This window comes from Pseudomonas sp. LB3P14 (assembly GCF_054898045.1).
Genome location: NZ_CM142714.1, coordinates 3,415,448 through 3,431,160, shown reverse-complemented (window position 1 = coordinate 3,431,160; position 15,713 = coordinate 3,415,448). Strand labels below are relative to the sequence as shown.

Below are 15,713 nucleotides of genomic sequence, written 5' to 3'. Positions count from 1 at the left end.
AGTCGCCGGTTCCACAAAGGGCCGGTCAAAAAATGCAAGAAAGCCCGGCGCTACAGCAACGGGCTCAGTCCAGACTCACTATGGAGGCACTGTGAAAGCATTGCAAGGCGTTGAAGGTCGAGTGGAGTGGGTGGAAGAGCCCAGTCCTACATGCGATGTAGGACAAGTTCGGATTCGAGTGGCGGCTGCGGGTCTCAATCGCGCCGATTTGTTACAGAAGGCGGGTCTTTATCCGCCACCGCCGGGAGCCAGTCAGGTACTGGGTCTTGAGTGCTCGGGGGTGATCAGCGAGGTGGGACCCGGGTCGTCCTGGCAGGTCGGGGATCGGGTCTGCGCCTTGCTGGCCGGGGGCGGGATGGCCGAGGAGGTAGTTGTCGACGGACGGCACGTGTTGCGGGTTCCCGAAGGTTTGTCCCTGACGGAGGCTGCAGCGCTGCCGGAAGTGTATGCGACCGTTTGGCTGAATTTGTTTCAACTGGCGGCGCTCAAACCGGGTGAGAAAGTGCTCCTGCACGCCGGAGCAAGTGGAATCGGTTCAGCTGCCATTCAGCTGTGCAAGGCGTTTGGTAACCCGTGCTGGGTCAGCGTCGGTTCCGCCGAGCGTTTGGCTTACTGCGAAGCGCTGGGCGCGCAAGGCGGGGTAGTACGAAACGGGGATCTGGACAGCTTGAGCGATCTGGCGCCGTTCGATGTGATCCTTGATCCGGTCGGCGGTAACTACGCGACGTTGAATCTGAAACTTCTGGCCCGCGACGGCCGTTGGGTGTTGATCGGCCTGATGGGCGGACGTGAGGCGAAGCTGGATCTGGCGCAAGTGCTGGCCAAGCGCGTGCAATTGCTGGGTTCGACCCTGCGCAGTCGCGACGAGCAGTTCAAGGCGGATTTGTTCAGTGATCTGAGCCAGCATGTCTGGCCGCTGTTTGCCGAAGGGCGTTTGAGTCCGCAACTGGCCAAGACCTTCCCGATCAAGGATGCCGAAGCGGCGTTTGCTGAGTTGGCGACCAATAAGGTGGCGGGGAAGTTAGTGTTGGTGATCGACCCAAGCCTGACCTGACCCTTGTCACAGATCGTTCCCATGCTCTGCGTGGGAATGCCTCAATGGACGCTCTGCGTCCGCTTGGGACGCGGAGCGTCCCGGGCTGCATTCCCACGCAGAGCGTGGGAACGATCAGAGCAAAGAGTTACTTCCAGATATGGATCGGCCAGCCTGCTTTTTCGGCGTGCTCAAGCAACACTGGATCCGGATTCACCACGTGCGGGAAATCCACCTTCAGCAACAGCGGCAAGTCATTGCGTGAGTCCGAGTAGAAACTCGCGCCTTCCAGATTTTCCTCCTCCGCATCCAGCCATTCCAGCAAGCGCGTGATCTTGCCTTCGCGGTAGGTCAGCGTGCCGACGGTGTGGCCGCTATAAACGCCGTGCGCGACTTCCAGCTCGATGCCGAGAATCTCGTCAATGCCCAAACGATCGGCAATCGGCCTCACCAAGTGCGTGCCCGACGCCGAAATCACCAAAATCCGGTCGCCGGCCTTGCGGTGGGCTGCAATTGCTTTGGTGGCGTCACTGAAAATGATCGGCTCAATGAAGTCTTCCACCCAAGGCCCGACCAAATGATCGACCTCTTGCGGTGTGCGCCCGATCATCGGCTCCAGACTGAAGGTCATGTATTCCTCCATTCGCAGCTTGCCGTGGCTGTAGGCGTCCATCAGTTCGTTGTTCTGACGCATGAACGACTCGGGATCGACCCAACCCAGGCGGCCCATTTGCTCGCTCCAAAGGGTGGCGCAGTCACCGTGGATCAGGGTTTCGTCCAAATCAAAAATTGCCAGGGCCATCAGTGCGGTTCTCTCTTCAACATCAGCAAAGGCATCAGGCTACCTCACAGAGGGCCGTCGGATCGATGGAAAGCGCCAGACGCTGACCATCGGGATGCAGATCGGCCGCCGAGCGGTTCAGCACATCCACCACCAATTCCACGCCCCGGGCTTCAACCCGGTAGCGAATCACGTTGCCCAACAGGCTGTGGCTGCGGACTTGCGCGTCGAGTTCGCCGTTCAGGCTCAGCTCGATGGCTTCCGGGCGAATCGCGATGCGGTGGGTAATGGGGCGCTGCAGCAGTTTCGAGGCGCTGTCGGCGTCCAGCAGGTTGTAGTTGCCGATAAAGCCTGCGGCAAAAACATCCACTGGCGCGGTGTAAAGGGTTTCGGCATCGCCGCTCTGTACGATTTTTCCCTGATTCATCAGGAAAATCCGGTCAGACATGGTCAGTGCTTCTTCCTGATCGTGTGTGACGAAGATCGTGGTCAGGCCGAGTTCACGCTGAATCTGACGGATCTGTTCGCGCAAGTGCTTGCGAATCCGCGCATCGAGGGCCGACAGCGGTTCATCCAGCAGCAACAGACGTGGCCGGGTCACCAACGAGCGGGCGAGGGCGACCCGCTGGCATTGGCCGCCAGACAGTTGATGCGGATACCGCGCGGCGAAGTCATTGAGTTCCACCAGTTTCAGCACTTCGGCAACACGTTTTTGGCTGTCGTCGGCGTTGACCTTCTGCATGCGCAAACCGAAGGCGACGTTCTGTTCCACGGTCATGTTCGGGAACAGTGCATAACTCTGGAACACCATGCCGATCCCGCGTTTCTGCGGGCTCAACGGCACGATATCGACGCCATCCAGCAGAATCTTGCCGCCATCCACCGACGTCAGGCCGGCGATGCAGCGCAGCAGCGTGGATTTGCCGCAACCGGACGGGCCGAGGAGGGTGACGAATTCGCCCTTCTGGATTTCGCAGTTGATGTCGCTGAACACCGTGGTGCCTGCATAGTTTTTCTGCAGGTGTTGGACGCTGACATAGCTCATTCGCTTTTGTCCTTGTTCAAGATATTGGCCGCCCAGGTCAGAACCAGCACAAAGAAGAAGTAGGAGATCACCAGCGCACTGGTGAAGTGGCCGCTGCTGTTACGCATGTTGTTGAGGTAGACCTGCAGGGTTTCGTAGCGGGTCCCGACGAGGATGTTGGCGAACACGAACTCACCGAACAGGAACGAGAACGACAGCAGCAACGCCACCATCAGCCCCTTGCGCAGGTTCGGCAGCACCACCAGGAACGCGGCTTGCCAGGTGCTGGCGCCCAGCAACTGAGCGGAGTCCATCAGGTCGCGCAGGTTGATCGCTTGCAGGTTGTTGGTGATCGCCCGGTACATGAACGGCAGCGCGATGGTGAAGTAGCAGCCAATCAGAATCCATGGCGTACCGACCATCGCAAACGGCCCGGAACCATAGAGCTGCAACAGCCCCACCGAGGACACCACCGGCGGCACCGCGAAGGGCAGCAGGATCAGGATGTTCATCAGCGCATCAAGTTTGGGGAAGTGGTAATGCACCACAAACAGCAGCGGCAGAATCAGCACCACCGACAGAATCAACGCGCCGACGCAGACCAGCAGCGATTGCCCGAACGCATTGAGAAAGCGCGGATCGCTCCACAGCTGGACGTACCACTTGAAGGTAAAGCCGCTGGGCAGAATGGTCGCCGACCAACTGCTGGCGATCGAGTAGATTAACGTCCCGGCCAGCGGCAACAACAGAATGGCAAACAGCAAGTACACCACCACCCGGTGATAGACACCGATGGGGCCCAATTCAGCGCGAGACATGGTAGCTCCTCTTCAGCAGCAGCTGATGCACGATGGTCACCAGGGTCATCAACGCCACCAGCACCACGGCCAACGCACTGGCGAGGTTCGGGTCCAGGGAAATATCGCCGGACACCATCGCCGCGATGCGGATCGGCAGCACGTTGAAGTTGCCGGTGGTCAACGCGTAGACCGTGGCGTAGGCACCGAGGGCGTTGGCCAGCAAGATCACGAAGGTGCCGAGCAGTGCAGGCGTCAGCACCGGCAAACCGATGTGGCGCCAGAACTGCCAGCCGTTGGCGCCGAGCAATTGGGCGGACTCACGCCAGTCTTCGCGCAAGGCGTCGAAAGCCGGGTAGAGCAGCAGCACGCCCAATGGAATCTGGAAGTAGGTGTAGAGAATGATCAGCCCGGTTTTCGAGTACAGGTTGAAGTCCTGAATGATCCCGGCCTGCTTGAGCATGATGGTGAAGCTGCCGTTGAAGCCCAGCAGGATGATGAACGCGAAAGCCAGGGGTACGCCGGCGAAGTTGCTGGTCATGTTGGCGAAGGCGTTGACGAAGTTGCGCAGTTTCGAGTCGACCCGGCGAAGGGAGTAGGCGCCGAGCACCGCGATGATGATCCCGAACACGCTGGACCAGAAGCTGATCTCGAGACTGAGCTGGATCGCCTGCAGATAGAACCTCGAATTGAAGATTTTGCTGAAGTTGGCGATGCCCCAGCCGAACTCTTCCGATTGCAGGCTGTTGATCATCACCCAGCTCAACGGGGCGATCTCGAATACGATAAAGAACAGCGCGAAGGGCACCAGGCACAGCACCGCCAGCCATTTCCCCCGAGTCATGGCATTCACTTGAGGAGCTCCCGGCAGACAGGTTTGTCGTGGGCCACGCCCAGCAGTTCGCAGACGGTGCCGCAGATTTCAGTCTGTTTCGGTGCAGCGTTGGTATTGAAGCTGAAGGCATCGCCGAGGACGAACAGCGGCACTTCGCGTTCTTCCGGCAGCAGGCCGTTGTGGGAACGGTCGTTGTTCATGCCATGGTCGGCGGTCACCAGTACCTGATAGCCGGCGTCGAGCCAGGTTTGCAGGTAGTCGGCCAGAATAATGTCCGCCGAGCGGGCGCTGTTGCGGTATTGCGGGGTGTCGAGACCGTGCTTGTGCCCGGCGTCGTCGATGTTCATGGGATGGATCAACAAAAAATTCGGCGCGTGGCGCAAGCGCAGGTTTTCGGCGTCGGCGAACAGGTGCGAATCCGGGTAGTGATCGTTCCAGTAGAAGTGACCATGTTGGATCGGCAGGTCGGGGTTGTCGGTGTGACGATCCCGTGCGGCAACGAAGGGCGAATTGTTATACAGCTCGCTGACCCAGTGATAGGCCGCGGCGGCGGTTGTAAGGCCGGCATCCGTGGCGTAGTGATAAATGCTGCGCTGGTTGGACAGGCGCGAGACGTTGTTGTGGACGATGCCGCTCTCGATGGGCGGGACGCCGGTGAGGATGCATTCGTAAAGCGGTCGGGACAGGGCCGGCAGTTCGCACTCCAGTTTGTAGAGCGACGCGCGTCCTGCGCCAACATAAGCCTGCAGGTGCCCCATGGCGTGGCGCGCGACTTCGTAATTGAGGCCGTCGAGCACGACAAGGATGACGTTGTGCTTCATAGGGGCAAAACTCCGCAATACAGGAATCAGAGGTCTCGAATTCAACTCAATCCACTGTGGGAGCGAGCTTGCTCGCGATGACTGCTGCGCATTCAACATCAATGTTGACTGTACTGCCGCCATCGCGAGCAAGCTCGCTCCCACATGGATCTCCATCAGAGATCCAATCGGGGATCTACAGCATCACTTCATTTCGACGATGACTTCTTCGTTCCACTTCTGAGGCAGTGCCTTGGAGGTCTTTTCCCACGCATCCGCGTCTTTGATCGGCGTGACCTTTTTGTACTGTTCGTTAGGCAGCAGTTTGGCTTTGACGTCATCCGGCAGTTTGACGTGCTCGGCGCGGATCGGACGGGCGTTGCCGCGCGCCAGGTTGATCTGACCGGCATCGCTGAAGATGTATTCGCGGGTCAGCTTGGCGGCGTTCGGGTTTTTCGCGTATTTGTTGATGATGGTGGTGTAACCGGAAATCACCGAGCCATCGGAGGGAATCAGCACCACGTAATCATCCGGATTCGCCATCTTGGCCTTGTAGCTCAGGCCGTTGAAGTCCCAGACCACGCCGACTTCGATTTCACCCTTTTCCATCGTGGCGATGGTCGGGTTGGCCATGGACAGGCGTCCTTGTTTGGCGATATCTGCGAACAGCAACAGCGCTGGTTGCAGGTTCTTTTCGTCGCCACCGTTGGCCAGTGCTGCGGCCAGTACACCGTTGGCGGCCTGGGCGGCGGTGCTCACGTCACCGATGGAAACCTTGTATTTACCGGTTTTCAGATCAGCCCACTTGGTCGGGGCTTCGGAGCCGTGCAGCAGCTTTTTGTTGACGATGAACGCGATGGTGCCGGTGTAGGCCAGCGCCCAGTTGCCGTCCTTGTCTTTGGCCCAGTCCGGGACTTGCGCCCAGGTGCTCGGTTTATACGGCTGCACCACGCCTTGTTTGACCGCGATCGGACCGAAGGCTGCGCCAACGTCGCCGATGTCAGCGCTGGCGTTGTCTTTCTCAGCGGCGAACTTGGCGATTTCCTGCGCCGAGCTCATGTCGGTGTCGATGTGTTTCAGGCCGTAAGTCTTGGCCAGGTCTTCCCAAGTGCCTTTCCAGTTGGCCCAGTCATCGGGCATGCCGACGCTATTGACCGCGCCTTCCGCTTTCGCAGCGGCTTCCAGGGTTTTCAAATCATCAGCGGCCATGGCGGCAGTGCACATGGCAATGGTCGAGCCTAACAGTGATGCCAGGAAAAGCTTTTTCATCCGAAGCTCCTTTGGGCGTTTTCAACGCTGCGATTGCGGTTGTGTTGGTCTAGGTCAGCAATACCTGAGCCAATTTAGGCCGGCTGGATGACATTTTGATGTCGACGACCGGTCTACCTCTATGTGCTGCGCTGGAATGCTCAGGCTCCTGGGTAAGCGTAGACCATGGCTAAAGGGCTGATATGAAAGGACTTGGCCGTGATTTTGCAGGCGTCTGGCTCAACCGTTCGGCGGCTTTGTCATCTGTCAGTCATGTGCAGTGCCTAGGCTTGCAGGGAGTTGATGGGAGCCGATTGAATCGCGGTTCCGCCCCGAAACAGTGCTGGTCTAGTCCAGATAGGTAACGTTGATGCGTATTGAGTCAACCAAAGCGGTGACAGCGATCGGGCAGGTTCTGCAGGAACAGCTTGACCATGGCCTGTTAGCGCCCGGTAGCAAACTGCCGGCCGAGCGCAAGCTCAGTGAGTTGTTCGGTACCACGCGGATCACCGTGCGTGAAGCGTTGTTGCAGTTGGAAGCCCAGGGGCAGATTTATCGGGAGGAGCGCCGTGGCTGGTTCGTGTCGCCACCGCGCCTGGCGTATAACCTGATGCAGCGCAGTCACTTTCACGCGATGGTCAGTGCACAGGGGCGTGTGCCGTCCACCGAGGTGATTTCAGCGCGGTTGCAACCGGCATCGGCGGCGGTCTGTGCGTGGTTGCAGTTGCCGGCGTTGTCGAGCGTGATTCAGATTTGCCGGGCGCGGCGGATTGATGAACGGCTGGTGTTGTATGTGGAGCATTATCTGAATCCGCAGTTTTTCCCGGGGATTCTGGATTTCGATTTGAATCAGTCGATTACCGAGCTGTACGCGCGGCATTACGATTTGCACTATGGGCGGGTGCGTTTCGATATTGTGCCGACGGCGTTGTCGGTGGATGCGGCGGCCGCTCTACGGGTGTCGGTGGGAAGTCCGGGGTTGCGCATCGCTCGGGTCAATTACGATCAGCATGAGCGGTTGATCGATTGTGATCTGGAGTTTTGGCGGCATGATGCAATTCATGTCGGGGTTGATGTGGTCTGAGCCTGGCCGCCACAGGCTGAGCGCTTGTACTGCGACATTATCCGAAGCGGTAAATGTCCATGCCCAAGGCGCCCATGGTGAACCCCTTGTGAGCCACGCTGAAGCTTCCTCCGGCGCCACGGGCAAAATACAACGGCAATAAATGTTCATCACTCGGATGGTTGCGCACGGCATTCGGTGCTTGCTGACGGTAGTCGTGCAACGCGGTTTCGTCGTTGGCAGCGAGTTTTTCGATCATCCAGTCACGAAATGCCTGGGCCCAGGGTTCGACGCTTTCCGGACCGGCGTGCCAGTCCAGTTCGCGCAGGTTGTGGGTGATGCTGCCGGAACCGATCAACAACACGCCGTGTTCGCGCAGACTCGCCAGCGCATGGCCGACGCGGGTTTGCAGGGACGGGCCGCCACGGGTGGGCAGCGAGACTTGCACCACAGGGATATCGGCGTGTGGATACATCAACGACAAGGGCACCCAGACCCCATGGTCGAACGGCCGTTCGGCGTCGATGCGTGCGGGCAGGCCATCGCTCTTCAGCAGTTCGACCACCTCTGCGGCCAATTGTGGATCGCCGGGCGCCGGGTATTGCACGTCGAATAACGCCTGTGGAAATCCGCCGAAGTCATGCCAGGTTTCAGGCTGTGGGTTGCCGCTGACGAGCAACTCATTGCTTTCCCAATGCGCGGAAACAATGATGATGGCCTTGGGTTTCGGCAATTCGGCGGCCAGGCGAGCGAGGGCGGGCCCGCTGGCGCCCGGTTCCAGTGCCAACATGGGCGAGCCATGGGATATGTACAGGCTGGGGAACATGAATGAGCTCCTGAGGCGTAAGATGGCATCATCTTCAGTCAGATCATTGATCTAAATCTAATATAAGTTTTAGGGTCTTTTGATCGAATTTTCGGGATTAATTATGCAGCCGGAGTTTTGGCACAAGCGGTGGACGTCGAATCAGATCGGCTTTCACCTGCCGGAAGTGAATCCCTATCTGCAACGGCACTGGCCGCAGCTGGGCCTGGAAGAGGGCGCGCGCGTACTGGTGCCGTTATGTGGGAAAAGCCTGGATCTGCTGTGGCTGGCGAAATGCGGTCACGAGGTGTTGGGAGTCGAGTTGTCGGAAAAAGCGGTGGAAGACTTTTTCCACGAGCATCAATTTGATCCGGACGTCAGCGACCAAGGCCCCTTCACTGTCTATCGGGCGGGCTCGATCGAGATCTGGTGTGGAGATTTCTTCGCGTTGACGGCCGGCGATGTCGCCGATTGCAGTGCGCTGTACGACCGCGCGGCGTTGATTGCCCTGCCGCCGACAATGCGCGAGCAATACGCCGAGCATCTGAAGCGGATTTTGCCGAAGGATTCTTTGGGGCTGCTGATTACCCTGGACTACGAGCAGGCGCAAATGGACGGACCGCCCTTTGCAGTGCTGGATGACGAAGTGCAACGGTTGTTCGAGGCTTCGTGGGAGTTGAAGATTCTGGAGGACCAGGACGTTCTGGGCGAGAGCTGGAAGTTCCTGGAAAACGGTGTTACGCGGCTTGAAGAGCGGGTGTATCGCCTGATGAGTTGATGGAACAGCAAGGCACAAAAAAGGGGCGATCAGATGATCGCCCCTTTTTGTATCACCGCAGAACTGTCAGCCCCGACGACGCAACGCGTCGATGCGTTCTTCCAGCGGCGGGTGGCTCATGAACATGCGGGCGAACCCCTGTTTGATGCCACCGTTGATGCCGAAAGCAGTCAGGGTGTCCGGCATGTGCACCGGCAGACCCTGTTCCGCACGCAGGCGTTGCAGGGCGCCGATCATTGCGGCGGTGCCGGCCAGACGTGCACCGGCTTCATCGGCACGGAATTCGCGTTTGCGCGAGAACCACATGACGATGGCGCTGGCCAGAATGCCCAGGACCAGTTCGGCGAAGATGGTCGCCACGTAGTAGGCAATGCCCTGGCCTTCTTCGTTCTTGAAGATCACCTTGTCGACAAAGTTGCCGATGATCCGTGCGAAGAACATCACGAAAGTGTTCACCACACCCTGGACCAACGCCAGGGTGACCATGTCGCCATTGGCTACGTGGCCGATTTCGTGGGCCAGAACGGCTTTCACTTCATCCGGCGAAAAACGCTCGAGCAGGCCCTGGCTGACCGCGACCAATGCGTCGTTCTTGTTCCAGCCGGTGGCGAAGGCGTTCGCCTCATAGGCCGGGAAAATACCGACTTCGGGCATCTTGATCCCGGCTTCCCGGGACAATTGCTCGACGGTTTGCAGCAGCCATTGCTCGTGACGTGTGCGCGGCTGGCTGATGATTTGGGTGCTGGTGCTCATCTTCGCCATCCACTTGGAGATGAACAGCGAGAACAGCGAACCGGCGAAACCAAAGACCGCACAGAAAATCAGCAGCTGATTGAGGTTGAGATCAACCCCGTTGGCCGCCATGAACCCGTTGAAGCCGAAAAGGCTCAGGGTGATGCTGGCAATCAGCACGACCGCCAGGTTAGTGGCCAAAAACAGCAGGATGCGCATCATGGTTGTAGAAATCTCCTCATGCTAAAGATGTAGCGTACTGCGGGGTATATAAGGTGCTGACCCGGGCTATTCAACCGGGTGACTATTTCAAACTGTTTCCTACGGCAACAGTCTAGCTGTTTGAAGGGCATTTCCGACGTCGATAGGGGACGGGTTTGTCAGTCATTTCACGTCGCAGGCCCCGTCGTTGTTAGACGCGAGCGCGTAACGAGTCATCAGTCAGCAATTGAAGAAGCGATGTTCGGCAGGGCGCAAAGATATGTTGCTGAATCAATCACCGTGCGACTTGCGCAAGCGTCGCACGGTGACAGGCCGCTTACTGGCGATAGGACTTGAGGAAGTTGCCAATACGTCCGATGGCCATGTCCAGGTCGTCCAAACGCGGCAGGGTCACCACACGGAAGTGGTCCGGCCATGGCCAGTTGAAGGCGGTGCCTTGAACCACCAGCAGCTTCTCCGACAGCAGCAGGTCGAGCACGAATTTCTCGTCGTTATGGATCGGGCAGACTTTCGGGTCGATCCGTGGGAACGCATACAGCGCGCCCATTGGCTTGACGCAGCTTACGCCGGGAATGGCGTTGAGCAGTTCCCAGGTACGGTTGCGCTGTTCCAGCAGGCGACCTTGGGGTAATACCAGATCATTGATGCTCTGATAACCGCCGAGGGCTGTCTGGATAGCGTGCTGGCTCGGTACGTTGGCACACAGGCGCATGTTCGCCAGCATGTCGATGCCTTCGATGTAGCTCTGGGCGTGGTGTTTCGGGCCGGAAATGGCGATCCAGCCAGAACGGAAACCGGCCACGCGATAAGACTTGGACAGACCGTTGAACGTCAGGCACAGCAGATCTGGCGCCAGGGAGGCCGTGCAGATGTGCACGGCATCGTCGTACAGAATCTTGTCGTAGATCTCGTCGGAAAAAACCACCAGGTCGTGCTGACGGGCCAGTTCCAGCATGCCCAGCAGGACTTCTTTCGAATACACCGCGCCGGTCGGGTTGTTCGGGTTGATGATCACCAGAGCTTTGGTGTTCGGGGTGATCTTGGCCTTGATGTCGGCCAGATCCGGCCACCAGTTGGCCTGCTCGTCGCACAGGTAATGTACCGGGTTGCCGCCCGACAGGCTCACCGCGGCGGTCCACAGCGGGTAATCCGGGGCCGGCACCAGCACTTCGTCGCCGTTGTTGAGCAGGGCCTGCATCGACATCACGATCAGCTCGGAAACGCCGTTGCCCAAATAGATGTCTTCAATGCCGACGCCTTCCACCTGCTTTTGCTGGTAGTACTGCATGACGGCCTTGCGGGCACTGAACAGACCCTTGGAGTCGCTGTAGCCCTGAGCGGTCGGCAGGTTGCGGATCACGTCCTGGAGGATTTCATCCGGCGCTTCGAAACCAAAGGGCGCCGGGTTGCCGATGTTCAGCTTGAGGATGCGATGGCCTTCCTCTTCCAGGCGTTTGGCGTGCTTGAGCACTGGGCCGCGAATGTCGTAGCAGACGTTGGCGAGCTTGTTCGATTTGCTGACCTGCATGGCGATGTGTTCCCGAAAATGAACGATCCAGGCGGCGTATGAACAACCGTGCTGGGAATCCTGCGTATTCACACAGGCCTGACGCCTTGAAATGCAGCACCCATAAATCCGTTTGAATGCGCGTGGTCTGGCTGCCAGACTGGCGTTTGACGAGGCGCAATCATACGTGCCGCCTGATCCGTGGAAAAGGTACAGATCGGGCTTTTTCAGCTGCTGAGGTGTGATGATGGAAAAGTTGGAAAAAACCCTGGAAGAATGGAAAGCAATGCTCGACCCGGAGCAGTACAACGTTTGCCGCCTCAAGGGCACCGAACGACCGTTCTCCGGCAAATTTAACGACACCAAAACTGACGGTGTTTACCACTGCATCTGTTGCAACGAGCCGCTGTTTGATTCCAAGACCAAATTTGACTCCGGCTGTGGCTGGCCGAGCTTCTACGCGCCGATCGGCGACAGCGCCATGGTCGAGATCCGTGATGTCAGCCACGGCATGATCCGTACCGAAGTGGTCTGCGCCAAATGCGATGCGCACTTGGGGCACGTGTTCCCCGACGGTCCACCGCCGACCGGTCTGCGTTATTGCATCAACTCGGTGTGCCTGGACCTGGTACCCCGCGGTTAATAAGCCAGAGGGCGATCCGATGATCGCCCTTCGGATATTTAAATTGCACACAATTCAATTGCTCGCTATGTTTGTCTCATCTTCCCTCATTTAGAGTCCGAATCATGAGCGACAACCTGCTGAGCATCCCTTGCACCACCATCAAGGGTGAGCAAAAGACCCTGGCGGATTTCGCCGGCAAAGCCGTGCTGGTGGTCAACACGGCGAGCAAATGCGGCTTCACCCCGCAGTACAAAGGCCTTGAAGAGTTGTGGCAGACCTACAAGGACCAAGGTCTGGTAGTGCTGGGCTTTCCATGCAATCAGTTCGGCAAGCAAGAACCGGGCAACGAAGGGGCGATTTCCGAATTCTGCGAGTTGAACTTCGGCGTCAGTTTTCCGCTGTTCAAAAAGATTGAAGTCAATGGCGCGGGCGCCCATCCGCTGTTCGTTCAACTGAAAAAGCGCGCGCCGGGTGTGCTGGGTTCCCAAGGCATCAAGTGGAACTTCACCAAGTTTCTGATCGGCAAGGACGGCCAGCTGGTCAAGCGCTTCGCCCCCGCGACCAAGCCGCAGGACCTGAGCCGCGAGATCGAAGCCCTGCTCAAATGAACACCTTGTCAGTCGATTCCCTGAAGCTCGACAGCCAACTGTGCTTCAAACTGTACGCCGCTTCCCGGGCGGTGATCCGCGCCTACAAGCCGATGCTCGATCAGCTCGGCCTGACCTACCCGCAATACCTGGCGATGCTGGTGTTGTGGGAATGGCAGGAGGCAGCCCCTGAGCAGCCGACAGTCAAGGCGTTGGGCGAACGCCTGGCACTGGATTCCGGCACCCTGACGCCGTTGCTCAAGCGTCTCGAGCAACTGCAACTGGTTCAGCGTCAGCGCTCGGCGCGGGATGAGCGTGAAGTGCACTTGAGCCTGTCGCCCACCGGCAAGGCCTTGCGCGAACAGGTCGGGCCGCTCAAGGCCCGTCTACTGTGCGACAGCGGTGTGGATCTGGATCGCCTGAATGATCTGCGCGATGGCCTCGATCACCTGTTGGGACAAATCAAAGCACTGTCGTAGTAGGGATCCACAAGTCCAGCAGGGCAGCCAACTCTTCCCGGCGGAAGGGTTTTGCCAGGTAATCGCTCATGCCCGCCGCACGACAGCGTTCGCGCTCTTCGGACATGGCGTTGGCGGTCAGGGCGACGATGGGCAGCTGTGGCCAGCGCCCGCTGCGACGGATTTGCCGACTGGCCTCGTAGCCGTCCATCACCGGCATGTTGCAGTCCATCAGCACCAGGTCGAATTCGCTGTGCTCAAGCTGATCCATCGCCTCGCCACCGTGACCGGCGACGATCACATCGCATCCGAGTTTCCCGAGCATCCCCTTGGCCACTAATTGGTTGACCGGATTGTCCTCCACCAGCAGCACGCGTCCGCGTCGTTGTGGGGAGAGGGTGTCGAGCCGGGCATCGTTGATCGTGTTGAGTTCCGGCTGCAGGACTCGTCGCAGAGTCTGGTACAGCGCGTTGCGCGCCAGAGGCCGCGCCTGTTGCTGCAGGGGGGCAAGGGCGACGGCTTCTTCGCTGGGCATGAAGCTGCCGTAAGCGGTGACCAGCAGAATGGGGGCTGTACACGAGGGACGCAGGCCAAACAGGCATTCGGGGCAATCGGTAATCAGTACATCAGGGTTCAGACCCAGCAACGAATCCTCGATGGAACGCTGCTGATAGTCGAGCCCCCAGCCGGGCAACACACTGCTCAACAGTTCTGCCAGACCGCTGCTCGCGGCGGTGATTGCGATGACCTTGCCCTGTAAAGAAGCCGGGGGAAGGGCGCGGGTGTGGATGGGCAGCGGCAGATCCGCGCAGAACTGGCTGCCGAAGCCTGCTTCCGAGCTGATGGTGAGGCGCCCTTGCATGACTTCGCAGAGGTTGTAGGTCAGTGCCAGGCCCAACCCGGTCCCGCCGAATTGCCGGGTAATGCCGGCACCCGCCTGGGTGAAAGGCTGGAAGATCTTGACCTGGGCGTCCTGGGCGATACCGATGCCGGTGTCGCAGACTTCGATTCTGACGCCGTCCTCGAATGTCGAGAGGCGCACATCGACCCGACCGAAACGGGTGAACTTGAGGGCGTTGGACAACAGGTTGCTGACGATCTGTCGGACCCGGGTCGGGTCCCCGAGCACCAGCGCCGGAAAATGCGGATCGATCAGGCAGCTCAGTTCGACGCTCGGCGCGGCGTTCTGTGACAGCAGGTTGGCGGTGTCCTCGATCAGCGAACCGAGGTCGAACGGAATATGTTCGAGCTCAAGTTGGCCGGCATCGAACTTCGACAGATCGAGAATATCGTTGAGCAGTTCCACCAGTACTTTGCCCGAGTCATGGGCGATGGACAGCTGTTGCTGTTGCTCGGCATTGAGCGGACCGTCCAGGGAAAGCGCGATCATCCCCAGCAGGCCGTTGAGCGGCGTGCGGATCTCGTGGCTCATGTTGGCCAGGAACACCGAGCGCGCGTCGGCCATACCCAGGGCGGTGCTGCGGGCGACTTCCAGCTCCTGATTGGACTGGCTGAGCCGAGTGTTGATCGCCTTGAGTTCCGCCGTGCGGGCCGAGACGATGTTCTCCAGTTGCCCGAGGTAGTCGGTCAGGCGATTTTCGGCGTTGCGTCGTTGCTGGATTTCGGTGGCGATGTTTTCGAACTGTTGATTGGCAACCTTGACCAGTACACCGATTTCATCGTTTTCATGGTCCGTCGGACACTCCAGCGACGTCGACTCCGCGCTGCGCGGGTCGCGAATACTGAGTTCACGGATGACCCGCACCAACGGCTTGGTCAGCATCACATAGAACAGCGCCAGCAGGATGCCGGTCAGCAGCAGGCTGCGGGCGAAACCATTGAGCAGCGTCACCTCGGCCCGGCGCAGGAACCGGTTGCCGAATGAATAGGTGTCGACGTCCAGACGCAGGGTGCCGAGGGATTCGGTCGGCAAGTGATCCAGGTAGAGACGGTCTTCGAACTGCCGGTTGGCGCCGAACAGGAAGTCGCTGATCACTCGATAGTTACTTTGCACGCCTGGGCGTTTGTCGTTGGCCAGCACGTTATTGTTGTTGTCGATCAATTGCGCGCCGATGATCGCCGGCGAACGCAACAGGCCCAGGGTCAATTCCTGAGCGAGTTCGGCGTCGATGTTGTAGGCGATACGGGACGCGGGGTTATGGCTGATTTCCAGTAAAGACAGGATTTCTCGGTTGATGGAGGCGTCTTCACTGGCATAATCGATGCCTATTTGCAGCAGACTGAGCAGCGTGCCCAGAATAAAACCGACCAGCACAGTAAGCCTGGCTTGCTTGTAGGACAGCCGGTTGGTGAACTTGATATCCATGGGGTGTCGAACCACTTCCGTTTCCCTTCGCTGCTCAAGCATAGCCGATCATGCATGGATACCGATGTTCTCGCGAGCCCTTGTGCAAAGGG

The 15,713-nt window shown here is 58.8% G+C and carries 16 protein-coding genes; 6 read left to right on the top strand and 10 right to left on the bottom strand.

Annotated features, from left to right (window positions below):
* Positions 1-91 precede the first annotated feature (91 nt).
* Positions 92-1,054 carry a zinc-binding dehydrogenase gene (locus ACYZT5_RS15895; RefSeq protein ID WP_462051924.1) on the top strand — a complete coding sequence of 321 codons (963 nt, stop codon included), beginning with the start codon at positions 92-94 and terminating at the stop codon, positions 1,052-1,054.
* Between the two features lie 127 nt (positions 1,055-1,181).
* Here ACYZT5_RS15895 and ACYZT5_RS15890 read toward each other — a convergent pair whose 3' ends face one another.
* The 6 genes from ACYZT5_RS15890 to ACYZT5_RS15865 form a co-directional block, all read right to left on the bottom strand.
* Entirely contained in the window at positions 1,182-1,835 is a 654-nt protein-coding gene (locus ACYZT5_RS15890; RefSeq protein WP_462051923.1) for an HAD family hydrolase, read from the bottom strand.
* A 34-nt stretch (positions 1,836-1,869) separates the two neighbouring features.
* Positions 1,870-2,859 (bottom strand): ABC transporter ATP-binding protein, encoded by a 990-nt coding sequence (locus tag ACYZT5_RS15885; RefSeq protein ID WP_462051922.1) that lies wholly within the window; start codon positions 2,857-2,859, stop codon positions 1,870-1,872.
* Complete coding sequence (locus tag ACYZT5_RS15880; protein ID WP_462051921.1) at positions 2,856-3,656, bottom strand: ABC transporter permease; 801 nt, start codon at positions 3,654-3,656, stop codon at positions 2,856-2,858. The genes ACYZT5_RS15885 and ACYZT5_RS15880 overlap by 4 nt, the downstream gene beginning before the upstream one ends.
* Positions 3,643-4,479, bottom strand: a complete 837-nt coding sequence (locus tag ACYZT5_RS15875) for an ABC transporter permease (protein WP_462052259.1) — start codon at positions 4,477-4,479, stop codon at positions 3,643-3,645. The genes ACYZT5_RS15880 and ACYZT5_RS15875 overlap by 14 nt, the downstream gene beginning before the upstream one ends.
* A 5-nt stretch (positions 4,480-4,484) precedes the next feature.
* Positions 4,485-5,291, bottom strand: a complete 807-nt coding sequence (locus ACYZT5_RS15870) for an alkaline phosphatase family protein (RefSeq protein ID WP_462051920.1) — start codon at positions 5,289-5,291, stop codon at positions 4,485-4,487.
* Between the two features lie 183 nt (positions 5,292-5,474).
* Entirely contained in the window at positions 5,475-6,539 is a 1,065-nt protein-coding gene (locus ACYZT5_RS15865; protein WP_462051919.1) for an ABC transporter substrate-binding protein, read from the bottom strand.
* A gap of 349 nt (positions 6,540-6,888) precedes the next feature.
* Here ACYZT5_RS15865 and ACYZT5_RS15860 point away from each other — a divergent pair, with 349 nt between their 5' ends.
* A complete protein-coding gene (locus tag ACYZT5_RS15860; protein ID WP_462051918.1) occupies positions 6,889-7,602 on the top strand; it encodes a UTRA domain-containing protein in 714 nt (237 codons plus the stop codon).
* Positions 7,603-7,639: 37 nt separating this feature from the next.
* On the opposite strand, the gene ACYZT5_RS15855 is transcribed toward ACYZT5_RS15860, so the two are convergent.
* On the bottom strand, positions 7,640-8,407 hold the full coding sequence (locus tag ACYZT5_RS15855) for a DODA-type extradiol aromatic ring-opening family dioxygenase (protein ID WP_462051917.1): 768 nt from the start codon (positions 8,405-8,407) through the stop codon (positions 7,640-7,642).
* 103 nt (positions 8,408-8,510) lie between these two features.
* On the opposite strand from ACYZT5_RS15855, the gene ACYZT5_RS15850 reads away from it, so the two are divergent.
* Positions 8,511-9,164 (top strand): thiopurine S-methyltransferase, encoded by a 654-nt coding sequence (locus ACYZT5_RS15850; protein ID WP_462051916.1) that lies wholly within the window; start codon positions 8,511-8,513, stop codon positions 9,162-9,164.
* Between the two features lie 66 nt (positions 9,165-9,230).
* Here the strand turns inward: ACYZT5_RS15850 and htpX are convergent, their stop codons facing one another.
* Together htpX and ACYZT5_RS15840 are read right to left on the bottom strand one after the other, a co-directional pair.
* The gene (gene htpX / locus ACYZT5_RS15845; RefSeq protein WP_008145865.1) at positions 9,231-10,118 is read right to left on the bottom strand and encodes a protease HtpX; all 888 of its coding nucleotides are present in this window, start codon (positions 10,116-10,118) and stop codon (positions 9,231-9,233) included.
* 316 nt (positions 10,119-10,434) lie between these two features.
* Positions 10,435-11,646 carry a pyridoxal phosphate-dependent aminotransferase gene (locus ACYZT5_RS15840; RefSeq protein ID WP_462051915.1) on the bottom strand — a complete coding sequence of 404 codons (1,212 nt, stop codon included), beginning with the start codon at positions 11,644-11,646 and terminating at the stop codon, positions 10,435-10,437.
* A 226-nt stretch (positions 11,647-11,872) separates the two neighbouring features.
* On the opposite strand from ACYZT5_RS15840, the gene msrB reads away from it, so the two are divergent.
* From msrB to ACYZT5_RS15825, 3 genes are all read left to right on the top strand, one after another.
* A complete protein-coding gene (gene msrB / locus ACYZT5_RS15835; protein ID WP_462051914.1) occupies positions 11,873-12,268 on the top strand; it encodes a peptide-methionine (R)-S-oxide reductase MsrB in 396 nt (131 codons plus the stop codon).
* A 104-nt stretch (positions 12,269-12,372) separates the two neighbouring features.
* Positions 12,373-12,858, top strand: a complete 486-nt coding sequence (locus tag ACYZT5_RS15830) for a glutathione peroxidase (protein ID WP_074878825.1) — start codon at positions 12,373-12,375, stop codon at positions 12,856-12,858.
* Positions 12,855-13,316 (top strand): MarR family winged helix-turn-helix transcriptional regulator, encoded by a 462-nt coding sequence (locus ACYZT5_RS15825; RefSeq protein ID WP_462051913.1) that lies wholly within the window; start codon positions 12,855-12,857, stop codon positions 13,314-13,316. Before ACYZT5_RS15830 ends, ACYZT5_RS15825 begins: the two co-directional genes overlap by 4 nt.
* Here the strand turns inward: ACYZT5_RS15825 and ACYZT5_RS15820 are convergent.
* Positions 13,300-15,621, bottom strand: a complete 2,322-nt coding sequence (locus ACYZT5_RS15820; protein ID WP_462051912.1) for a hybrid sensor histidine kinase/response regulator — start codon at positions 15,619-15,621, stop codon at positions 13,300-13,302. The two genes, ACYZT5_RS15825 and ACYZT5_RS15820, sit on opposite strands and share 17 nt — an antisense overlap.
* Positions 15,622-15,713 lie beyond the last annotated feature (92 nt).